We start from the raw sequence: 21,585 nt of genomic DNA on the forward strand, positions 1-21,585 counted from the left end.
ATTTAGGCTTGCTTGCCGCTCTCGCCTTACAGCGGTGCTAAGTGTGCGGCGATATTTCCTTTTTCATACACCTCGGCAAATTCATCGGCTAAGCGCTCGCTCAAGGCAACAGATCGGCGCCAATACTGCATCCGCTGCGCCGTATCCAATTGCTTAAAGTCTTCACGGTCGGGCACCTTACCAAAAGGCAGCGAAGCCACAAACTCCGCCGAAGGTGCCAGTACCAAGGCGTTATGGTAATTGGTGCGTGCACGACGCCAGGTTAAGGATTTATCGAACCATCCAGGGCTCATATGGGGATAAAAATGTGGGTACAAGGTTAAGCCCGTGGCATGGGATAAGGGCAAATCGAAGTGGTAGTCGGTGATGCCACCATCATAGTATTGCCCTGTGGCAACGCCCTCAATTTGAGATACGGGTGCAAGCACTAGGGGAATAGATCCCGTCGCTAACATCACTGAATTCATATTGGTCTCGGTGAGCAGCGCCTGCTGGCTGGGTAAATCATCAAGTTGCTTAAAGGGCGATGATGCCACTTGCTGACTAAAAACCACTCGCTCGAAATGCCAGCCCAAGGTTTTGCGGCTAATGAGGTTGGTCGCGGCCGTCATCGCTAGCCCTGCAGCCAAGGGCAATTTATGGCTAAGACGATTGATATGTTTAGCCCGGCATGCAATTAAGTGGCTGTGTATAAAGGGATGATTCACTATATCGCGCCCGCCCGTCTCGCCGAGAATGCCTTGGACTATGCCCTTCACCTGCTCGCTCACTTCCTGCGGTGTCGGTATAGTTTCATACCGCTGGCCAATATAGTAATCCTCTAAACGTCCGTAGGCTTGTAGTGGATCCTGCTGCGCCAAACAGGCTAAACGCCACGCCCCAGAAGAAGCCCCTAAGGTATAAAGCGGTGTCTTTCGCTGCTTAAAGAATTCCGTGAAGAGATACTTATCAAGACCCGCAATCCCTAACCATTTGGGCCCACCGGATGCCGCCAATAGTTGTGTAAAAGCATCGGGATGCAGACCTTGCTCCCTGATAATGTTAAAGGCCGTAGGACCTGCGAGAAAGCGTAATGCGGGCAAAACTTAACTCCTTAAAGAGCCTCAAACCTGAGGTTTAGCGCCATTAAAACACAGTCGCCAAGCGCGATAAACCTTCAGCATGCCTAATGGATCTAGATGATTTTATTCACTTAGCCCATCACTTCTCCTATGGCGACATATTCGACTGGCTTTAAAGAATTATCTAGAACAGTAAGCTCTGAGTTAGTTCTTTTCCGTCTAGATGTAACAATTGTTACAGTGATAACCTTTGTCCTATCGAATTGTTACTTTCGTTGGTTCAATGTTTTCGTTCCAGCCTAAAGGTTACTCCACATTGAGAGGTTTTATGCGTCCAGCCGTTATCGCATTAGCAGTATCTTCAACTTTGTTTTTTCCTGTCGTACACGCAGAAGAGCAGGCCAGCAGCTTTGAGAAAATTGAAGTGGTTGGCTCGCGGATCGCCCTACGCACCGCAACTGACAGCGTTGCCCCCGTCGATATCATTACCGCGGAGCAACTCGAATCCACCGGTATGACCGAAACGGCTAAGGCGCTGCAATTTGCCGCGCCAAGTTACAGTTTCCCCTTTTCATCGGTCACCGATGGCTCAGACGCGGTGCGTCCTGCCAGCTTACGCGGCCTGTCGCCAGACCACACGCTAGTACTGGTAAACGGTAAACGCCGCCATGGTTCGGCGCTGGTGCATTTAAGTGGCACTGTCGGCAAGGGCTCATCTAACGTCGATTTGAACGCAATCCCGATGACATCCATTAAACGCATCGAAATTCTGCGTGATGGCGCCTCGGCACAATACGGCTCAGATGCGATTGCCGGTGTTATTAACGTAGTCTTAAAAGACAACGACCAAGGCGGTAGCGTCTCGGCTCAAGCCGGACAAACCTATCTGGGTGACGGTGAACAATGGCGCGTTGGTGTGAACCACGGGATCAGCCTAAACAACGACGGTTTTGTGAATATTGGCGTTGAAGCTCACCATAAAGACAGCACCAACCGCGCAGGCTTAGATCCACGCCAACAATATCCTAAGCTGCCAGACGGTTCGGATGATCCGCGTGAAGCGACTTTCAACCGCAAGAGCCACCAAGTGGGCGACGCCGAATACGATAACTTAGGCTTATTTATCAACGCGGCGCAGCCTTTCTCAAGCGACAGTAAACTCTATGCCTTTGGTGGCATTAGCCAGCGTGAAACCAAATCCGGTGCATTTTATCGCCGCGCACTCGATGCTCGTAACTTGACCGAGCTGTATCCCGACGGCTTTTTACCGCAGATCAATCCTAAGATCATCGATTCATCATTAGTCCTAGGCTATGAGTTCACTCTCGGTGAATGGAATATCGATACCTCAGCGGGCTATGGCGGTAACTCGTTCGAATACAATATTGTGAACACCCTAAACGCATCACTCGGCCCAGATAGCCCGACGGAATTCGATGCGGGCACCCTGTCCACCAGCGAAGCAAACCTGAATATCGATGCCTCACGCTACTATAACTTTGCCAATGATTCAGAGATCTTAGTGGCAACGGGTGTTTCTTGGCGCCAAAACGGTTATCAGATTGAGGCGGGTGAACCCAACTCTTATATCAATGGCGGTTATGATAACCGTGCAGCGGGTAGCCAAGGCTTCACTGGCTTTACGCCTGAGTCAGAAGTCGATGAAACTCGCGACAATACCGGTGTTTATGTCGAGCTTGAAAACCAGTTAACTACTGAGTTTTATTGGGCGGCGGCGCTGCGTTACGAAAACTATTCTGACTTTGGCGGCAACACCAGTTGGAAGCTCGCGGGCCGTTACGACTTCACCGACCATTTAGCGCTGCGCGGCACAGTGAACACAGGCTTTAGAGCGCCGAGCGTACAACAGCTGTACTTCAGCAATATCTCGACCCTGTTCAATCCTGATCCAACTACGGGCCAATTAGTGCCAACAGAATCAGGCACCTTCAACACTTTATCGCCAGTGACTAAAGCCCTAGGCATTAACGAGCTCGACCCAGAGCTATCGCAATCCTTCAGCTTAGGCTTGGTCTACACCAATGATACGGGTCTAGCCCTGACCTTGGATGCCTATCAGATTTCAATCGATGACAGGATTATCCTCTCAAGCTCAGTGACACCAAACGACTCGCCAGCTGTTGCGGCGGCGCTGGCCAATACCAATGCGGAATCGGCGCGCTTCTTTATTAACGCCGTTGATACCCGTACTCGCGGCGTTGATTTAGTGGTGAGCCAAGATTTTGATCTCGGCAACTGGGGCGATTTACGCGCCAACTTGGCGTACGCCTATAACAAAACTGAAATCCAAGATATTCATTTCCCTGAAATTTTGGACGGACTCGGCCCTAAACTCTTCGATAATATCGAACAAACCCGCATGACCTCGGCCACGCCGCACAATACGGGTAACCTAGGTCTGACCCATGAATTAGGTGACTTTAAGACTAATATTCGCCTCAGCTACTTCGGCGATTACACTGTGGGTTACTCAACGGGTGATGTGAATTACAGTGACCAATGGGTGATGGATTTATCCGTGCGCTACGCCGCAACCGATGCCTTAAGCTTCACCGCTGGCGTACAAAACTTGTTTGATGTGTATCCTGAAAAACGCCCTGATGACAATAACTTCAATGGTATTTTCGTCTATCCGTTAACCAACACACCGTTTGGATTTAATGGGGGATACTACTTCCTCGAGGCCAAGTACACTTACTAAGCCGCAAACAATGAAAACAGGCCATTTATGGCCTGTTTTTTTATGTCTATCGCTTATGTTCTAACGGCGGTGAACTGATTATAATCTTTACAATTCACTCATTTACTTACGCCATATCGAGTACCCCATGATTGTCGATACCTTAGCTAATCGCCATATTTATCAATCACTCAGCCCACGCATTGCCACGGCATTAGCGCATCTTGCCAGCACTGACTTTAGCCAACTGCCCGTTGGCAATTATCCCCTCGATGGCGAAGATATTTTCGTAATAGTCAACGATTACCACACCAAGCCACAATCGACCGAACCCTTTGAAGTACATCAAAAATACATCGATGTGCAGTATGTGGTCAGTGGCGAAGAAGAGTTTGGCTATCTACCATTGGCCGACCAAACACCCTCAAAACCTTATTTCGAAAAGCACGATTACGCCGAGTTTGATTACGAGTCGAATAAAGCCAACGCCTCCTACATTCAACTTAAGGCGGGTATGTTCGCATTATTTTTCCCCGGCGATATGCATATGCCCGGCACGAGTGATACACCGACAGCGGTGCGTAAAGTCGTGATAAAAGTGAAGATCTAACAGCTGTGTGAATGATGGCCACAGCCATCGGTCGGTTTTTAGTGGAATAGCGACTTAAGGGCGCAGTGATATGCGCTTTGGCTATTTCCGAATCGGGCGAAATATTGTTAAAATTGCCACAAATTTAAAGGAGAGTCCCTGAAATGCCTATGTACGTTGTCGGTCACAAAATCCCCGATTCTGATTCAATCTGCGGTGCTATCGCGTTAGCTTATTTAAAAAACCAAATCGGTGAAGAAGCCGTTGCCGCACGTTTAGGTGAGTTATCACCCGAAACCGCTTTTATTCTGGAACGTTTTGGCTTTGAAGCGCCAGAATACAAAACCAGCTATGCTGGCGAGCAGGTCTACATTGTTGACCACTCTGAACTGACTCAAGCACCGGACGATATCGCTCAAGCGACTATCGTAGGTATTGTGGATCATCACAAATTAGGCGATCTGACCACTGATACGCCTTTAGAGTGCTGGATCCGCCCTGTTGGTTGCAGCAACACAGTCATTAAGATGATGTACGACTTCCACCAAGTTGCCATCCCTAAAAATATCGCTGGCATCATGATGTGCGCCATCCTGAGCGACACAGTGATCTTCAAATCGCCTACCTGCACTACAGCCGACATCCGCTGCGTTGAGGCCTTAGCCGAAATCGCTGGCGTTGAAGACTTTAAAGCGCTGGGCATGGAAATGTTCAAGGTAAAATCGGCTGTTGAAGGCACGCCAGCACGCGATCTCGTGATGCGCGACTTTAAAGACTTCAACATGAACGGTAACTTAGTGGGTATCGGCCAGTTAGAAGTAATTGATCTGTCTGTATTTGATTCAATCAAAGCCGAGCTGGAAGCCGATATCAAAGCCCTAAAGGTTGAAGGCAACCGTCACAGCGTACTGTTACTGCTGACTGACATTATGAAAGAAGGCTCAGAGCTGTTAGTGGTTTCTGACGATGCCGATCTGGTTAACCGTGCCTACGGTAAAACCCCAGTCGATGGCAAAGTGTGGTTAGACGGCGTATTAAGCCGTAAGAAGCAAGTTGTGCCACAACTGCAGGCCGCTTTCGCTTAATAAGCGACCATTAAGTTGTTATGCATAAAAAGCCGAACTCAGTTCGGCTTTTTTGTGCCTTGAATATGCGCCATTCCATAAAATCGGCATGAAACTTTGCTCATAAAGCTATCCTAAATTTGGCTGTGCCGAGTAAGATGGGATGATTCATTCTCGCACTCTGTTTTAATCATGCCAGAAGCCTTACAACACCTTATCACCGAAATGACACCTTGGTTGCAGCAATACGGTTATCTGCTGCTCTTTGTGGCCATCGCCGTCGAGGGATTTGGTATTCCTGCACCGGGACAATCCTTACTGATTGTCGCCAGTTTACTGGCCGCTACGGGGCAAATGTCGCTGTCATTAGTCTTAATCGTTGCCTGCGTCGCCGCCCTGAGTGGCAACAGTTTGGGCTACTTTATCGGTCGCCGCTTCGGTGAGGTATTGCTGCGAAAAGGCTGGATTAAGCCGCAGCTTGAGGACAAGATCCACAGTGTGATTGGCCAGTATGGCATAGCCGCATTAGTGCTCAGCCGCTTTGTCGAAGGGCTTAAGCAGTTTATGTTTATTGGCTGTGGGCTAGCCAAAATGCCCTTTAAGCAATTCGTGATGGGCAACCTACTCGCCACCAGCATTTGGGTAACGCTTTTTGGCTTAGGCCCAGTGTTAATCCGCGATGAAATCGCCCCAATACTCACGTTTTATCATCAACATAAATACCCGACATGGGCAATCGTTAGCCTGCTTTTAGCCCTTTTACTTCATTTTAGTTGGCGTAAATTTCAGGTTAAAAATCAGTAAAGCTCATACGCTTACATTCGGTAAGCAACTCCTAAGTTACTCAGTCTCAACCTTAGGTTGAGGCTGAGTTGGTTCATTAGGTTGAGTATCCTTAGTGGTATTTATCTCGGTTTGGGGCTCTGTATTAATTTGAGGTTGCACATTAGTTTGAGACTCAGCATTAATGGCTGGCGGCTTTACCGTGGTCTCGGCTTCCTCTTGTTTAGTGTCCCCACTCACTTCATTCGACTTGCCATCCATCGCTTGCGGCGGGGTGCGATCATCTGATGGTGGCACTATCGGCAAACCTTCCTCAATCGGTGTTTGCTTCTCTGGCGTCTCTTGTGACTCTTTTGAAGATTGTGGCTTAGGTTGTTCGCCTTCAGGTAATGGCTCGACTAACACTACGGGTTCTGCTGGGGTGCCGGTTTGCGTATCCGACGAGCTTGCAGCTTCCGAGTCGGGCGCCAACGTGGCTAAATCTTCATTCGCAGGGCTTTCGACCGCATGTTTAGGCAATTGATTTCGATATAAATCAATCATTCCCATCACCTCGGACAGCGCTTTGGCGTGGTCCGACGTTAAAATACCATTATGCCCAGAGACAATTTCATCGGACACGGCCAGCACCCATACAGCCTGCATATTGGCGTCTGGACAGGTTTGCACGCTGCGCCGCGCCTGCAGGCGAGCACGGATTTTCCAGCCAGAATGCGGCAAGGTCATCATACAACCTGGAATTTGATCGTGAGCCATTAATGCCGAAGGCATCTTCATCGGCGTCGAACAATTACCGCCAGAACATTTATCAATATCATGGGTAATAGCCCAAGAGTTACCCAGCGCCCGCTCGCCGTCCTTGATGTAATTAAAGGCCTCTTTTACCGCAAAATCGCCCTTAGATTGCAGCACCACCATACTCGGTTTTTGCCGATCTAAGCTCATCAGCGTATCGAGTGGTTTAAAATCCTGCGCCGGCGCGGCGGGGTTTAACAGTAAGAAAAGATTCGGATTATCCTGCTCATTATCGATGGCCGCCTTGATTCTATCTTTACTGGCGTGCAGCACCACTAAGCCGCCAAGACTGTGGCCAATCACGGTATAACGCAGTAATTGATGTTCAGCCACTAACCCATCCAGCTTATCCAGCAACTGCGATAGCCCGGTTTGCCCAATGCGTTTGGCCACGGCTTTACGCTGTAAAATAGTCGGGAAATCCAGCGGCTCAATCCAACTGGTAGCATCTTCTGAGCCATCGAGCCAGAAGGGATCCAGCTTGTCACCACGCCAACCTATGTATAAACCCAATAGGTTACGCTGGGAGTCGGATGCCGCCATCTGTTGATAAAACTGTTCGAACGCGACAAAGTTTTCGTCCGTCGGATTCGCACTATGGTGCCAACCGTGGACAAAAATCAGCAACTCGGGAGCCGTGCCATTATTGGGTTGTAAAATCCGCGCCTTGAGCCCTTGCCATTGTCCATCGTTATGTGGCTGACCTTGATCATTAAATTCAATCACATGCAGATTTTGCGTAGCAATATCAGGGCCGGGAATGTGATAGGCTTGGTCAGGAATAAAAGGAAGTAAAATACCGAGGGACAACAACATTAAAAACAGTAACTTGTACTGAGTAAACTTCTTAAGGCTCATTTATGACAACTAAATTGTGGCCAGACTAGACCAATATAGACACGCTGCTGGGGCTAACAGCAAAATTGGCCAAATTATACGCTAACCCCAAATTTCCAGCTAGAGCCGACGATGCCTTTTATCATCAAGCTTTGCTCGAGTTAGCGCCAGGTGTCGGGCAGCTTCACTTGGCTCCAAAGGTCATCGCACAATGGCGCTGTATGTTGCCACTGACCGCTACAAATCCATTTCACTAAGGCATCCCCTACCTGTGGATAGGCGATGGGATTTGGCGATGCCGCCTTGAGCCAACGTTTGACCACGCCCATGTCCAGACTCATCATACTGTCACCCGCGCCCAATAATTGCAGCGCTGCCACGTTCGATAACTGCTCGAATTGACCAATCAGCGGCTTGACCAACAACTTTTTCCCTAAGGTCAGCGCCTCGCTCGCCAACTCAAATCCGGCATTACCAATCACTCCACCGCAGCTCGCTAAGTGCTGTTTAAATCCGTCACGATTAAAACCATGCCATTGAATATGGTCGGCAAGCGGTGCAGTCGGCTGCTTAGCGTGATACACCAAAAACTGATAATCCGTAAAAGGCTTAAAAAATTCGGCGATCGCATCCGCCTCTTCAAAGGGTAAATACACCAAAATTTGATGGGTATGTTCTATGGGACTGGCATCGACCTCGACAAAGGGAGGTAGGATCGGAAAACCAAAATGATGCCAATGACACCCCAGTGCCACGTCCACTGGCGCAAAATAGTTGAGTAGCAACTCATTAAACCAAGTGCTCCCCAACTTAGGCACTGGGTGAGTCAAGGCCGCTTGATGACTTATACCAATAGAGGGGACGCCTTGGCGCCTCGCTGCCCATGCGGATACGGGTTCAAAATCATTCAGCACTAGGTCATAGCAACTCAAATCTAATGCTTGGATATCCTTAAGCAATGACAAGGAGCAATTTTGTCTCACCGTTTGTGACACATTCACTCGCCCTGAGTGGGTCGCAAAGGTCATTCCCGCTTGTACGCGATACTCCCCAAAACACTCCATATCGAAAAAATGTTCAGGCTTGCGCCCCGAAAACAAAAAGTCGACTTGAATATTGTGCTCAATTAAGGCTTTTGCCATCACTCGAGCACGACTTAGGTGGCCATTCCCTGTGCCTTGAACTCCGTAGAGTATTCGCATTGCTTATCCTTTAACTTTGAATGAAAGAGCGGTGAATCAAGGAGGTACCTAACGAATATGCGCCTGATTTGGGTTAAATCACGGGATGTACCAGCAATACAGCCCCAGTACCTAACAGGGCGCCGGCAGCAATATCTGAAGGGTAATGCACCCCTAGCGCAATACGTGAGGTTCCAATACAGAGCGCCCAAGCGTAGGCAAGGGGTGCCGCCATGGGATATACCTGCGCCACACTCGTGGCCATCACAAAGGCGGCCGCCGTGTGCCCCGAAGGTAGACTAAATCTATCTGAAGGCTCGAATCCCTTCTCAAAACCAACCAAGGCGTGGCAGGGCCGAGTGCGGCGAATACTATTTTTGAGTAATAAGTACAGCGGTAATTCAATCAAAAAGCTAGCTAACAGCAGATTGAATAGGCTCTGTCCTTGGGCGTGTGTCAGCATCAACCCGACGGCAAGATACAGATACACATGTCCATCCCCAGTTGCCGATATCCGCTTCGCCCAATCATAAACACCATGACGTTGGCTCAAACCCACAATGCGATAAAACATGCGCTTATCTAAGTCTGTAATGTAACTCAACATAAAACAGGCTCCTTGCTGGCATGCCAGCGAGTATCATGGCGATGTTAATGAGTGCATTCTCTCGACAACCGTTAGCGTCTGCATGTTTTAACGCCCTGTCAGACGACTATTTCACGATAGAACCCCACGCTAAACCCTATGGCGACTTAAACAGATATTGCTTAAGTACTTAGTGTTAAGCTGAGACTAAGAACTCCCGATGACGGCAAAGTGACATCAGGCCTAAAGTTTTATGACATTCGCGCAGTTGAAATAAATCGCGATGAATGGAGTAATGACTGCAAAAAGAGGAAAACGTGCGGGGAGATACAGTGCTGCCCTGATGCTAAGAACGGGCAACACTGTCAGAAAACCTTCAAGCGACGGCTTGTTCCAACGCCTTGGCGCGGTAAATTTTCGTCAGATGATAGATATTAATACAGGCTACGAAAGCGTTCATACCTGCAACTGGCCAGGCTGAAATAAATACGCCGTAGATAACAAACAGGGTACAGCCGACAAAGTTTAACCATCTTAACCAGATGATGTTCTTCATCATAAGTGAAATTGCCACCATCACTGAGGCAAAATAACCAATAATTTCAATTGTGTTTACAGCTTCCATAGGCACCTCTCGAAGGCCCTCTACCGTCCATAAGCGTACCGGGGGGTCCTTGCCCCTAAAGCAAATTAAGTTAAGTAAGTTAATTTAAACTTGGGATATAATACCAAAACACGCAACAGAGTTGTAATAAAAAACCGTTATTTAATGACCGATATCAAGTTTTGAGGACAAACCCCTGTTAAGTGACGAAAGTTTACAACAGAAGTGTTAACCCCCAAGTGCAACAATACCGTGATTGATAACACTTTTCTTTTCAGTAATCCCTTTTATACTGGCGTAAACTCGCTAAACTGTACGCAACGCGGATCAATAGGAGTGTAAATATGGAATACAACACCTCAGAACTATGTGACATGTACTTAGATGTCGTAGATGTAGTCGAGCCCATGTTCAGTAACTACGGTGGTTGTAGCTCTTTTGGCGGTTCTATCAGCACAATTAAGTGCTTTGAAGACAACGGCCTAATCACCGAGGTCTTACAAGAAGATGGCCAAGGTAAAGTCTTACTGGTTGACGGTGGTGGCTCATTACGCCGCGCCCTGATCGATGCTTCTATCGCTGAAATCGCAGTCAACAACAACTGGGAAGGCATTATCGTTTACGGTTCAGTACGCGATGTGGATGCACTGGAAGAGTTGGACATCGGCATTCAAGCCCTTGCCTCGATTCCAGTGGGTGCCGATGGCAATTCAGTGGGCGAAGTGGAAATTCCGGTCAACTTTGGCGGCGTGACCTTCCTCCCAGGCGATCATATCTATGCCGATAACACCGGCATTATCCTGTCGCCAGAACCACTCGACATTGAGTAATGACAAATTGCTTATCAAGAAAGCCAGCTAAGCTGGCTTTTTTATTGGCTGTTTTTCGCTAAGTCCCATTGAATATTCGTCCTTGGGTACGCCACAATATCCCAGTCCCTACCGATAAGAATACGAATCCATGTCTGAATTTATTCCATTTACTCAAGCCGATGTCGCCAGCTTAGTGAGCCCAAGAGCGGGTGAAACCAAAATTGGTCAATGTGTACATTTGGCCAATCACGAACATCCGCTCGAGGCGATACTCGCCACCGCCAAAGCCCACGGGGCTCAATTTGCCATTCTGGGTGTCGGGGAAGATATCGGGCCTAGAGCAAACTTAGGCAGAGGTGGCGCCACCGATGCCTTTACCACCAGCATGCGCCAATGGTTGAATTTACAGTCGAATCGTTTTCTTTCGGGCGCCGAATGCCTGATTTTAGGGCAAGTTCATACGGCGGATCTGCAATTACAGGCGCAAGATGGCGAAGGCGCGAGCCTAACCCATCTACGCCAAGCGGTTGAGCAACTCGATGGACGGGTGATTAGCATCGTTAGCGCCATACAAGCCGCAGGGCTTGAGCCCATAGTGATTGGCGGCGGCCACAACAATGCCTATGGTCTGTTAATGGCGACTTCGGCCCATTATCAACGCCAAGTTGCCGCGGTGAATTTAGATCCGCACAGTGATTTTCGTCTACTAGAAGGACGCCACAGCGGTAACGGCTTTAGTTATGCCGCCGATCGCGGCGCGCTGGGTTATTACCATGTGCTCGGCTTACACGAGCTGAAAAACAGCGAGGCAAATTTACAGCAACTGTCTGACTTTGGTGGCACTTGGCATAGCCTGCAACAGATCTGGGTGCGCCGCGAAGTGAGCCTCACTGAGGCGCTGCAGGAGATTGCCGGCAAACTCAATCATACAGCCCTGCCCGTTGGATTAGAGCTCGATGTCGATGCCATTGCAAAAATGCCCAGCAGCGCCTCAACGGCGGCGGGCATTCCACTGCTGGATGCCGCGCACTATATCAGTTATATCGCCAGCCACTGCCCCTGTGCTTATTTGCACTTGGCCGAAGCCGCGCCGAGCTGCCATGAGGCGGGTATTGAAGCCGGATTTAGGGATGTCGGCCAGAGTATCAGCGAGTTAATCTATGCCTATGTGCAGGCAAGGCGTCATTTTTTAGCCCAATAGCATGTTAAGCTTGCGCCCTTGTGGGCGCTAAGCTATTCACCAAATCCTGATATTGTGGTCTAATGCCAATCCATTTTATCGGGTAGGCGCACTCAACATTGGCCAATGCCAAACGCCTCAAGCCAACGCCTTGAGGAGAGTTTACTAACTCGATCACAGAGTGATAGATCAAAGATTCAGCAAATGCAGGCGATGGCTTACACTCGCCACTAATACTTTGCAAAACAATAGGAATACATTGATGTCTGAGGGCGAATCTAAAAATACCCACTTTGGTTATAAAACCGTAGAGGCGGACAAAAAGGCCGATCTCGTTGCCGGCGTGTTTCATTCGGTTGCCGCCAAGTACGATATCATGAATGACGTTATGTCCTTCGGTATTCACCGTTTTTGGAAGCGTTACACCATTGAAGTCTCTGGCGCGCGCCCCGGCATGAAAGTACTCGACCTTGCAGGTGGTACTGGCGATTTAACCGCTAAGTTCTCCCATTTAGTGGGCGAAAAAGGTGAAGTGGTATTAGCGGATATCAACGATTCTATGCTGAAAGTGGGTCGCACTAAACTGCGTGACCGCGGCATCGTTGGCAATGTGAGCTATGTGCAAGCCAACGCCGAAGCGCTGCCTTTCCCCGATAACCACTTCGATATCATCACTATCGCCTTTGGTCTGCGTAACGTGACCGATAAAGACGCGGCGCTGCGTTCAATGAACCGCGTGCTTAAGCCAGGCGGTAAGTTATTAGTGTTAGAGTTTTCTAAGCCGCAACACGAATTGATGCGTAAAGTCTATGACTTATACAGCTTTAAAGTGCTGCCGAAAATGGGTGAAATCATTACTAAAGACGCTGACAGCTATGAGTATTTAGCCGAGTCGATTCGTATGCACCCAGACCAAGAGACCCTCAAGCAAATGATGGTCGAGGCGGGCTTTGAACAGGTCGATTACACCAACATGACCGACGGCATTGTTGCCCTGCACCGCGGTTATAAATTCTAATGATGCCGCAAGAAGTGGTGTTACTTGCCTGCGCCGCCATTGAGACGGGTCTGAAGCAACTTCAGACCCAAGCTGGCGACGCCTACGCACGCCAGCGTCAGTTACATGGCAAAGTCTTTCGCATTCAATTATCACAACTCAGTTGGCCAATTTACTTGGTCTTCGCTAAAGAAATCCAAGTGCTGAGTCGCTATGAAGGCGATGTGGATGTCAGCCTGCATGCCGATGCCACGACGCTCTATCGCGTAACAGAAGGTGCTAACCTCACCGAACTCATCAAACAGGATAAGCTCAGCCTCGAAGGTGACCTCAATCTGTTACAAAGCTTCAGTCATTATCTGCGTAGCATAGAGTTTGATTTTGCCGAGCCACTGTCGCGCTATTTAGGCGATGGGCCGACCCATAAACTGCTGAGCACAGGACTACAGGCTAAAACCTTAGCACTTGAAGTGCTGCGTAAGACCCGCTCGCATTTGGGGCAACTCGCTATCGAAGAATATCGCCTTGCGCCACACCGGATTGAACTCATTCATTTTTGCGATCAAATGGATGACTTAGTTGACGATACTCGTGCGCTCGAACAACGGATTGCCAAATTAAGAGACCAAATTAAGCCATGACCCTTGCCAGTATCCGCCGCGGTTATCATGTCATTAAAACCCTACTGCAATATGGGTTAGATGACGTATTACCGCCAAAGATGACCCCTTGGTACTTTAAACTCGCACGCAACAGCCTTTTTTGGATCCGCAATAAGCACAAAGGCAAATCCGGTGGCGAGCGTTTAAAGCTGGCGATGCAAGAGCTTGGCCCCGTGTATATTAAGCTCGGGCAAATGCTGTCAACCCGCCGTGACTTACTCAGCGATGAGTGGGCCAATGAGCTTGCCATGTTGCAGGATAAAGTTCCGCCCTTCGATGGCGCTTTGGCGCGTCAAGCGATTGAAGCCGAACTTAAAGCCCCCATCGAGAGCTACTTCGACGACTTTGACGAAACACCATTAGCCTCAGCCTCGATTTCCCAAGTGCATACCGCCACGCTTAAATCCAACGGCAAGGCCGTGGTATTAAAAGTGCTGCGCCCGAATGTAGAAACTAAAATCCAAGCCGACTTATTGTTGATGTCGCAAACGGCTAAGGTCATCGATTATCTCCTCGGTGAAGGGAATCGCCTGCGCCCCTCTGAGGTGATTGAAGATTACCGCGTGACTATTTTAGGTGAGCTCAATCTTAAGCTTGAAGCACTCAATGCCATTAAGCTGCGCAATAACTTCCTCGACTCAGACGCGCTCTATATTCCGTATGTTTACGAAGAGTTTTGCTATCCACGTTTAATGGTGATGGAGCGCATTTACGGTATTCCGGTGTCGGATATCGCCGCGCTGAAGGCACAGGGCACTAACTTTAAACTCTTGGCCGAGCGTGGCGTGGAGCTGTTTTTCACCCAAGTGTTCCGCGATAACTTTTTCCATGCCGATATGCATCCAGGGAATATTTTTATCTCCCGCGAACATCCCGAGAATCCTTATTATATCGGCCTTGATTGCGGCATTATGGGCACTCTCAGCGAAGTCGATAAGCGCTATTTAGCGGAAAATTTCCTCGCGTTTTTCAATCGTGATTACCACCGTATCGCGCAGCTGTATATCGAGTCGGGTTGGGTATCGGAAAAAACCGATCTGCAAGCCTTCGAACAAGCCATCAAGGTGGTTTGTGAACCTATGTTTAACAAGCCCTTAGATGAAATATCCTTCGGCCATGTGTTATTAGAACTGTTCCGCACCGCACGCCACTTCGATATCGTCGTGCAACCTCAGCTCGTGCTGCTGGAGAAGACATTACTCTATATCGAAGGCTTAGGACGTCAGCTCTACCCACAGCTGGATCTCTGGCAAACGGCGAAACCCTTTTTAGAACAGTGGATGGCCGAGCAAGTGGGTCCTAAGGCAATGTTTAAAAAGGTATCCACAAAACTGCCATATTGGTCTGATAAGCTTCCGGAATTCCCTGAGCTAATTTACGATAACCTTAAATTAGGCAGGAAATTGCTGAGTTCTCAGCAACAAATGCTAGATAAGTATCTGAAATATCAGCAGCAAGCACACAAGAGTAATTACTTGCTCATCACTTCTGCAATTTTATTGATCTGCGGCACGTTATTGTTCAACCAAGACGCTACACTGTGGAGCCCTTACGTGTGTCTGATTTCAGGCGCGGTGTTGTGGATTATCGGATGGCGATCTAGGCCAAAGAATCGTAAATTTTAGCTAGCACTAATTAATCAGAGGTTCATAATAGAACCGATATCAATTAAGAGGATACCTTCATGGGTGGCATTAGTATTTGGCAACTTCTTATCATCGCGTTAATCGTTGTCTTATTGTTTGGAACAAAGAAATTACGCTCTTTGGGTGGTGATTTAGGTGGTGCTGTTAAGGGCTTTAAAAACGCCATGTCTTCAGATGAAGATAAAAAAGCGTTAGAAGATGCTGAAGCAGCAAAATCAGTGCAAACAGCACAAACTGCACAACCAACCCAACAGGCGACTGAAAAGAAACCTGAGTCTAACAAAGAACAGGCGTAACTCTTTATGTTTGACGGTATCGGCTTTATGGAGCTGCTGCTGATCGGTGTTCTGGGGCTTGTGGTACTTGGCCCCGAACGTCTACCGGTTGCAGTACGTTCAGTAACAGGTTGGATCCGCGCGATGAAACGCATGGCCAACTCAGTCAAAGAAGAACTTGAGCAAGAGCTAAAGATCGAGCAGTTGCACGCCGACCTCAAAAAAGCAGAGAGTAAAGGTCTATCTAACCTCTCACCCGAACTGCAAGAGTCGATCGACCAGTTAAAGCAAGCAGCACAGTCAGTGAATCGCCCTTACCAAGTGCAAGATGTTCCCGCACCGGAAAACCAGATCCACAACCCTGCGAGCCAGCGTGTTTCTACAGAGGCGAGTCCTTCGGTTTCCTCCGCCCCCACTAGCGAGTCCAATCAGGGCGAGGATACCCGTTCCAACCCGAAAGCTAACGGATAATTCATGTCGCAACAGCAGCCACTTATCAGCCATTTGCTTGAACTCAGGTCCAAGCTGCTTAAATCCATTGCCAGTGTGTTAATCGTGTTCATTTGTAGCGTGTATTGGGCAAATGATATTTACCACTACATGGCAATCCCTTTAATGCAGTCTTTGCCCTTAGGTGGCAGCATGATTGCGACCGATGTCGCCGCACCTTTCTTCGCCCCTTTCAAACTGACGTTAGTCCTGTCTTTTTTTGTGGCAGTACCCTACGTGCTCTATCAAATTTGGTCCTTCGTGGCGCCCGGTTTGTATAAGCATGAAAAACGCTTAGTCATGCCGCTACTCTTCAGTAGCACAGTGCTGTTTTATTTAGGGATCGCCTTTGCGTATTTCGTTGTATTCCCTGTGGTATTTGGCTTCTTCGCCAACACGGCCCCCGAGGGTGTGCAAGTGGCAACCGACATCAGCAGCTATCTCGACTTTGTGCTGAAATTGTTTTTTGCCTTTGGCCTATCCTTTGAAATCCCGGTTGCCGTAGTCCTGCTTTGCTGGGCGGGTGTCACCACGCCTGAAGATCTCAAACAAAAACGCCCTTATATCATTGTCGGCGCATTCGTAGTGGGCATGCTGTTAACGCCACCGGATGTTATCTCCCAGACTATGCTTGCCGTACCAATGCTGTTATTGTTCGAAGGCGGATTATTTGCGGCTCGTTTTTACAGTAAAGCTGATGACGAGTCCGACGAAGAAAAATCAACGAACGACTAATGCCTTAATCGGCATTAGAGGAAAATAATAATAAGGAAACTGGGATGCGTTTTACTTTACTGACTGGTGCAGTGTTACTGGTATCTTCACAGGCTAATGCCGCGATTGAGCAGCAATTAACTCAGTGTGCAGGGATAACGGACAAGCTCGAGCGCTTGGTATGTTATGACAACCTCGCAGCGAGCATTCAAGTCACCACAGTGACCAATAACACCACGGCACCGATAGCTGTCGCCCCTGTTGTCACACCCGCAGCAGCCCCTGCAGCTGTGGCGACTGCAGCACCTGTTGCAGCTGCCACGACCAATGTCGAAGATAATTTCGGTATGGAAGTTAAACGCGTCCAAGAAAATACGACCGACAAGATTTATCTCGATGTGGAGTCAATTGCAGAAGATGCCTACGGCGCTTTAAAAGTTACCTTTACCAATGGCCAAGTTTGGAAACAAACCGAAAACCGTAAATTCAATCTAAAAGTCGGTGAAAAGGTATTTATCGAAAAAGCCGCGCTTGGCTCTTTCTTAATGGGCACTGAAAGTCGTAATGCTAAGGTGAGGGTAAAGCGCCTAAAATAATGTCATCTTATATAGATATCGCTGTCAACTTGCTTGGCAGCGCACTCGAACCAGACATAGCGCAAATCGTACAAGCAGCGGCGGACCAAGGGGTTTCGCCGTTAATTGTTATTGGCAGCAATTTAACCGAAAGCGCCGCCGCCATTCAATTATGCCAACAGTATCCCAAACAGCTTTACTGCACCGCAGGCGTACATCCCCACCATGCTCGCGAATGGCAAGCAGACTCCAAACAGTTACAAACCCAGCTTTGCCAAGCGCCACAAGTCGTTGCCGTCGGCGAATGCGGACTAGACTACAACCGGGACTTCTCCCCTCGCCCGGCCCAGCGCCAAGCGTTTATCGACCAGCTCGAACTCGCGGTTGAACTCAAAAAGCCGGTACTCATGCATGAACGAGATGCCCACGCTGATTTTTTGAGTATTGTTAAAGAATACCGCCCCCATCTCAGCGGCGCATTACTGCACTGCTTTACTGGCACCCAGGCTCAAATGGAAGCCTATATTGAGCTCGATCTACATCTAGGCATTACTGGATGGGTATGTGATGAGAGGCGCGGCCAAGAACTTGCCGAGCTCGTCCCGTTTATTCCGAAAGAGCGTTTATTGATTGAAACGGACAGCCCTTACCTGCTACCACGCAGTATGCGGCCCAAACCTAAGTCCAGTAAAAATAAACCCGAGTACTTGCCCTACATCGCGCAATATATTGCCAATCTGCGGGGTGAAAATGCGGCCGAATTTGCCAAACAGTGCTATCAAAATAGCCTAACCTTTTTTAATTTGAGTCAAGCGAATGGCTAAGTTCGGCAGCCTATTGGTTTTGTTACTCGGTATGCTCATATCATTTGGCAGCTTTGCCAATACAATGAGCATAAATGAGCACACGCCTACACCACTAAACCTAACCCCGTGGTTGATGGTGACGCACTCCAATGCTAACCCTCAGCTAGGCGATATTCAGGCGTTGCCCAAGTCGCAATGGCACAAGTTTACCAGCGATGATATTCAACGCCTCAGCCAACATGATTTTTGGCTGAGAGTAAATCTTACGAGTGGTGATGAGAGTCTTGCACGCATTCTCGCCCTCGATAATCCGTTATTGGATAGAGTGACCGTCTTCCATTTGGTTAATAACCAACTCATCAACACCACAGAGATGGGGGATACACTGCTCTATAAGAACCGCCCACTTCCGAGCAATATCTTTCTGTATCCTTTTAAACTGAGCAGCAATGAGCAACATACCTTCTATCTGCATATCGTTACCGAAGGCAGTGCCGCAGTACCACTCAGCCTTTGGTCAGCCAATGATTTAGCTCAAATTGCCGAATCGACTGCCGTTGAGCATGGCTTTCAGCTCGGCGTGCTCGCCGCGATAGGGATTTTCAGTCTGTTTATCGCCTTGGCCTCTGGTTCATTCAGCTATAGCTATTACTCAGGTTATGTCCTATGCATGACGCTATTAGTGGCCACTATCAATGGTTATGCATTCCGATTTCTCTGGCCTAATTGGCCCGCGTTACAGCAACTGATGGTGCCCGTGCTGTTACCTCTGGTGATGGCCTTTGCCTTAATGTTCACCGAGAAAATCCTGCAACTGAAATACTATAACCGCCGGATGTTATTAATGTGCCGCTACAGCGCGGTCTACATTATTCTTGTGGGTCTTTTAGTCCCCTTTTTGCGCTACGGAACCGTGCTGTATATCGAGATAATCTCGGTAGCGATACTCAGTATCATCATGATGATACTCGCCATCATACAAGCCATTAACGGTCAAAAGCTGGCAAAGCTCTATACCATCGGCTGGGTGAGTATGCTTACCGGCGCCTGCATCAGCAGCCTACTCTATTTGAGTGTTATCGAGTTTAATATCAAGCCGCAAACGCCGGTGATGCTTGGGCTCACCTTCGAAATCATTTTTATGTCGCTGGTACTCGCCATCCGCTATAACGATGAGCGTAAATCTAAGCTCCGCATTCAACAAGAGGCCCTCAAGCAAGCGCAAAAGATCCGTAGTGCGCGCGAAGAAGCCTTAAAAGTGGAAGCTGAAACCAATGAAAGACTCGAACAGATGGTGCAGGAGCGCACATTAGAGCTTGAGATCACCCTGCGCGAATTACATGAGGTTAACCAGAAGCTTACTGAGCAGAGCACTATCGATAGCTTAACCGGTGTGAAAAACCGCAGCGCCTTCGATAAACGACTGCTCGCTGAGAGCCGGATCAGCCGTCGCCAAGAAACCCCCATCGCCTTACTGATGCTGGATATCGACCGCTTTAAATCGATTAACGATCAATTCGGCCACCTAGCAGGGGATCAGGCCTTAAAAGTGATAGCGACAACCTTGCAGCAACATTTAAAACGACCAACCGATCTAGTATCACGTTTTGGTGGTGAAGAGTTTGCTATTATTCTCCCCAATACGACTGCGGACGGCGCCATTCAAGTCGCTGAAAGCATAAGAGATGCAGTGACTAGCATCGGCCTAGCATGGGAAGGAAAGCCCATTCCCTTGACCGTGAGTATCGGTGTCAGTGCCGACGTGATCAGTAACGACCAACACAGTACCGAATTATTAGAGCAAGCCGACAAGGCACTCTATCAGGCAAAAAATAGCGGACGCAATCAAGTCAAATTGTATGCGCCAGCACAAACAGAACCTACTTAGGAGTCTAATGTGAACATCATTACCAGTGCCTTCCCTCAGCGCAGAATGCGCCGCATGCGTAAACATGACTTTAGCCGTCGCCTGATGGCTGAAAACCATCTAACAGTCAATGACTTGATCTATCCCATGTTTGTGCTCGAAGGCACTAATCGCAGTGAAAAAGTTGCTTCAATGCCAGGGGTTGAGCGCTACTCTATCGACTTACTGTTAAAAGAAGCCGAAGAGCTAGTCGAACTCGGTATTCCGTTAATTGCCCTGTTCCCAGTTACGCCAGCAGAGAAGAAATCGCTGATGGCAGAAGAAGCCTACAATGCCGACGCTTTAGTGCAACGCGCCGTGCGTGAACTGAAAAAGGCCTTCCCACAGCTGGGTATCATGACTGACGTGGCTTTAGATCCTTTTACAACCCACGGTCAAGACGGCATTATCGATGAAACAGGCTATATCCTGAATGACATCACTACTGAGATCTTAGTGAAACAAGCATTATCCCATGCCGAAGCGGGTGCAGACATTGTTGCGCCATCGGACATGATGGATGGTCGTATTGGTGCGATTCGCCAAGCCCTGGAAGCTGCAGGCCATGTAAACACCCAAATCATGGCCTATTCAGCCAAATACTCCTCAAGCTACTATGGTCCCTTCCGTGATGCCGTCGGCTCAGCAGGCAACCTAAAAGGTGGCAATAAACATAGCTACCAAATGGATCCGGCCAACAGCGATGAAGCGCTGCATGAAGTTGCGCTAGACATCCAAGAAGGCGCAGACATGGTGATGGTGAAGCCTGGTATGCCTTACCTAGATATCGTTCACCGCGTAAAAACCGAATTAGCAGTGCCCACTTTCGCATACCAAGTGAGTGGCGAATATGCCATGCATATGGCGGCCATTCAAAATGGTTGGTTAGCGGAAAAGGCCATCGTCATGGAATCGCTGCTATGCTTCAAACGCGCTGGCGCAGATGGCATCCTAACCTACTTTGCCAAACGTGCAGCACAGTGGCTAAAAGAAGCTAAATAATCGGGTTTAGAAAACAATTCTAAGCATAGGGCAGCCATACGCTGCCCTTTTTATTGGCTCGAACAAAGCTCTTGGAACGACTCTTTATCGTTCAAATCGATAAGCAGGCAATGAGTATAGTTTTCGCAGAGGCGAATAAAAGGAAGAATAGAATAAATTGAAAAAGCCAAAAACAATAAAGCCAGCTTATTCAGCTGGCTTTATTGTTTAATTAGGCGCTTGGCGATGACCTACTCTCACATGGGGAGACCCCACACTACCATCGGCGCGATTGCGTTTCACTTCTGAGTTCGGGATGGGATCAGGTGGGACCACAATGC

The 21,585-nt window shown here is 48.5% G+C and carries 21 protein-coding genes and 1 rRNA gene; 16 read left to right on the plus strand and 6 right to left on the minus strand.

Going from position 1 to position 21,585, the window contains the following annotated elements; translation table 11 throughout:
- Nucleotides 1–26 precede the first annotated feature (26 nt).
- Nucleotides 27–1,082, minus strand: a complete 1,056-nt coding sequence (locus tag M0415_RS15035; RefSeq protein ID WP_086902278.1) for an alpha/beta hydrolase — start codon at nt 1,080–1,082, stop codon at nt 27–29.
- A gap of 307 nt (nt 1,083–1,389) precedes the next feature.
- Here M0415_RS15035 and M0415_RS15040 point away from each other — a divergent pair, with 307 nt between their 5' ends.
- The 4 genes from M0415_RS15040 to M0415_RS15055 all read left to right on the plus strand — a co-directional run bounded on the left by M0415_RS15040 (nt 1,390) and on the right by M0415_RS15055 (nt 6,219).
- A complete protein-coding gene (locus M0415_RS15040) occupies nt 1,390–3,783 on the plus strand; it encodes a TonB-dependent receptor plug domain-containing protein (RefSeq protein WP_249556335.1) in 2,394 nt (797 codons plus the stop codon).
- Between the two features lie 127 nt (nt 3,784–3,910).
- Complete coding sequence (locus M0415_RS15045; protein ID WP_011624946.1) at nt 3,911–4,372, plus strand: NanQ anomerase/TabA/YiaL family protein; 462 nt, start codon at nt 3,911–3,913, stop codon at nt 4,370–4,372.
- A gap of 143 nt (nt 4,373–4,515) precedes the next feature.
- The gene (locus M0415_RS15050; protein ID WP_011624271.1) at nt 4,516–5,436 is read left to right on the plus strand and encodes a manganese-dependent inorganic pyrophosphatase; all 921 of its coding nucleotides are present in this window, start codon (nt 4,516–4,518) and stop codon (nt 5,434–5,436) included.
- A 171-nt stretch (nt 5,437–5,607) separates the two neighbouring features.
- On the plus strand, nt 5,608–6,219 hold the full coding sequence (locus M0415_RS15055; protein WP_249556336.1) for a DedA family protein: 612 nt from the start codon (nt 5,608–5,610) through the stop codon (nt 6,217–6,219).
- 36 nt (nt 6,220–6,255) lie between these two features.
- Here M0415_RS15055 and M0415_RS15060 read toward each other — a convergent pair whose 3' ends face one another.
- The 4 genes from M0415_RS15060 to M0415_RS15075 all read right to left on the minus strand — a co-directional run bounded on the left by M0415_RS15060 (nt 6,256) and on the right by M0415_RS15075 (nt 10,222).
- The gene (locus M0415_RS15060; RefSeq protein ID WP_249556337.1) at nt 6,256–7,851 is read right to left on the minus strand and encodes a thioesterase; all 1,596 of its coding nucleotides are present in this window, start codon (nt 7,849–7,851) and stop codon (nt 6,256–6,258) included.
- Nucleotides 7,852–7,991: 140 nt separating this feature from the next.
- Nucleotides 7,992–9,032, minus strand: a complete 1,041-nt coding sequence (locus tag M0415_RS15065; RefSeq protein ID WP_086902284.1) for an MJ1255/VC2487 family glycosyltransferase — start codon at nt 9,030–9,032, stop codon at nt 7,992–7,994.
- A gap of 73 nt (nt 9,033–9,105) precedes the next feature.
- On the minus strand, nt 9,106–9,618 hold the full coding sequence (locus M0415_RS15070; protein ID WP_249556338.1) for a phosphatase PAP2 family protein: 513 nt from the start codon (nt 9,616–9,618) through the stop codon (nt 9,106–9,108).
- A gap of 355 nt (nt 9,619–9,973) precedes the next feature.
- Nucleotides 9,974–10,222, minus strand: a complete 249-nt coding sequence (locus M0415_RS15075) for a YgjV family protein (protein ID WP_011073879.1) — start codon at nt 10,220–10,222, stop codon at nt 9,974–9,976.
- A 323-nt stretch (nt 10,223–10,545) separates the two neighbouring features.
- Between M0415_RS15075 and rraA the strand changes: the two genes are divergently transcribed.
- The 12 genes from rraA to hemB all read left to right on the plus strand — a co-directional run bounded on the left by rraA (nt 10,546) and on the right by hemB (nt 21,265).
- Nucleotides 10,546–11,031: a ribonuclease E activity regulator RraA gene (gene rraA / locus M0415_RS15080; RefSeq protein WP_011624278.1), complete on the plus strand. Its 486-nt coding sequence runs from the start codon at nt 10,546–10,548 to the stop codon at nt 11,029–11,031.
- Between the two features lie 130 nt (nt 11,032–11,161).
- On the plus strand, nt 11,162–12,214 hold the full coding sequence (locus M0415_RS15085) for a formimidoylglutamase (protein WP_249556339.1): 1,053 nt from the start codon (nt 11,162–11,164) through the stop codon (nt 12,212–12,214).
- A gap of 241 nt (nt 12,215–12,455) precedes the next feature.
- Complete coding sequence (ubiE, locus tag M0415_RS15090; RefSeq protein ID WP_249556340.1) at nt 12,456–13,211, plus strand: bifunctional demethylmenaquinone methyltransferase/2-methoxy-6-polyprenyl-1,4-benzoquinol methylase UbiE; 756 nt, start codon at nt 12,456–12,458, stop codon at nt 13,209–13,211.
- Entirely contained in the window at nt 13,211–13,831 is a 621-nt protein-coding gene (locus M0415_RS15095; protein ID WP_249556341.1) for a ubiquinone biosynthesis accessory factor UbiJ, read from the plus strand. Before ubiE ends, M0415_RS15095 begins: the two co-directional genes overlap by 1 nt.
- On the plus strand, nt 13,828–15,477 hold the full coding sequence (gene ubiB, locus M0415_RS15100; RefSeq protein WP_011718484.1) for a ubiquinone biosynthesis regulatory protein kinase UbiB: 1,650 nt from the start codon (nt 13,828–13,830) through the stop codon (nt 15,475–15,477). The genes M0415_RS15095 and ubiB overlap by 4 nt, the downstream gene beginning before the upstream one ends.
- A 59-nt stretch (nt 15,478–15,536) precedes the next feature.
- Nucleotides 15,537–15,794 carry a Sec-independent protein translocase subunit TatA gene (tatA, locus tag M0415_RS15105; RefSeq protein ID WP_011718485.1) on the plus strand — a complete coding sequence of 86 codons (258 nt, stop codon included), beginning with the start codon at nt 15,537–15,539 and terminating at the stop codon, nt 15,792–15,794.
- 6 nt (nt 15,795–15,800) lie between these two features.
- The gene (tatB, locus tag M0415_RS15110; protein WP_249556342.1) at nt 15,801–16,244 is read left to right on the plus strand and encodes a Sec-independent protein translocase protein TatB; all 444 of its coding nucleotides are present in this window, start codon (nt 15,801–15,803) and stop codon (nt 16,242–16,244) included.
- A 3-nt stretch (nt 16,245–16,247) separates the two neighbouring features.
- A complete protein-coding gene (gene tatC, locus M0415_RS15115) occupies nt 16,248–16,997 on the plus strand; it encodes a twin-arginine translocase subunit TatC (protein ID WP_249556343.1) in 750 nt (249 codons plus the stop codon).
- 44 nt (nt 16,998–17,041) lie between these two features.
- Entirely contained in the window at nt 17,042–17,572 is a 531-nt protein-coding gene (locus M0415_RS15120) for a hypothetical protein (RefSeq protein WP_249556344.1), read from the plus strand.
- A complete protein-coding gene (locus M0415_RS15125) occupies nt 17,572–18,375 on the plus strand; it encodes a TatD family hydrolase (protein ID WP_249556345.1) in 804 nt (267 codons plus the stop codon). Before M0415_RS15120 ends, M0415_RS15125 begins: the two co-directional genes overlap by 1 nt.
- Complete coding sequence (locus tag M0415_RS15130) at nt 18,368–20,245, plus strand: sensor domain-containing diguanylate cyclase (RefSeq protein WP_249556346.1); 1,878 nt, start codon at nt 18,368–18,370, stop codon at nt 20,243–20,245. Before M0415_RS15125 ends, M0415_RS15130 begins: the two co-directional genes overlap by 8 nt.
- A gap of 9 nt (nt 20,246–20,254) precedes the next feature.
- Nucleotides 20,255–21,265: a porphobilinogen synthase gene (gene hemB, locus M0415_RS15135; RefSeq protein WP_011624289.1), complete on the plus strand. Its 1,011-nt coding sequence runs from the start codon at nt 20,255–20,257 to the stop codon at nt 21,263–21,265.
- A 217-nt stretch (nt 21,266–21,482) separates the two neighbouring features.
- Here hemB and rrf read toward each other — a convergent pair.
- Nucleotides 21,483–21,585 (minus strand): 5S ribosomal RNA (gene rrf, locus M0415_RS15140); the annotation flags it as partial.

Source organism: Shewanella sp. 10B (genome assembly GCF_023475885.1).
GTDB lineage: Bacteria > Pseudomonadota > Gammaproteobacteria > Enterobacterales > Shewanellaceae > Shewanella > Shewanella mangrovisoli.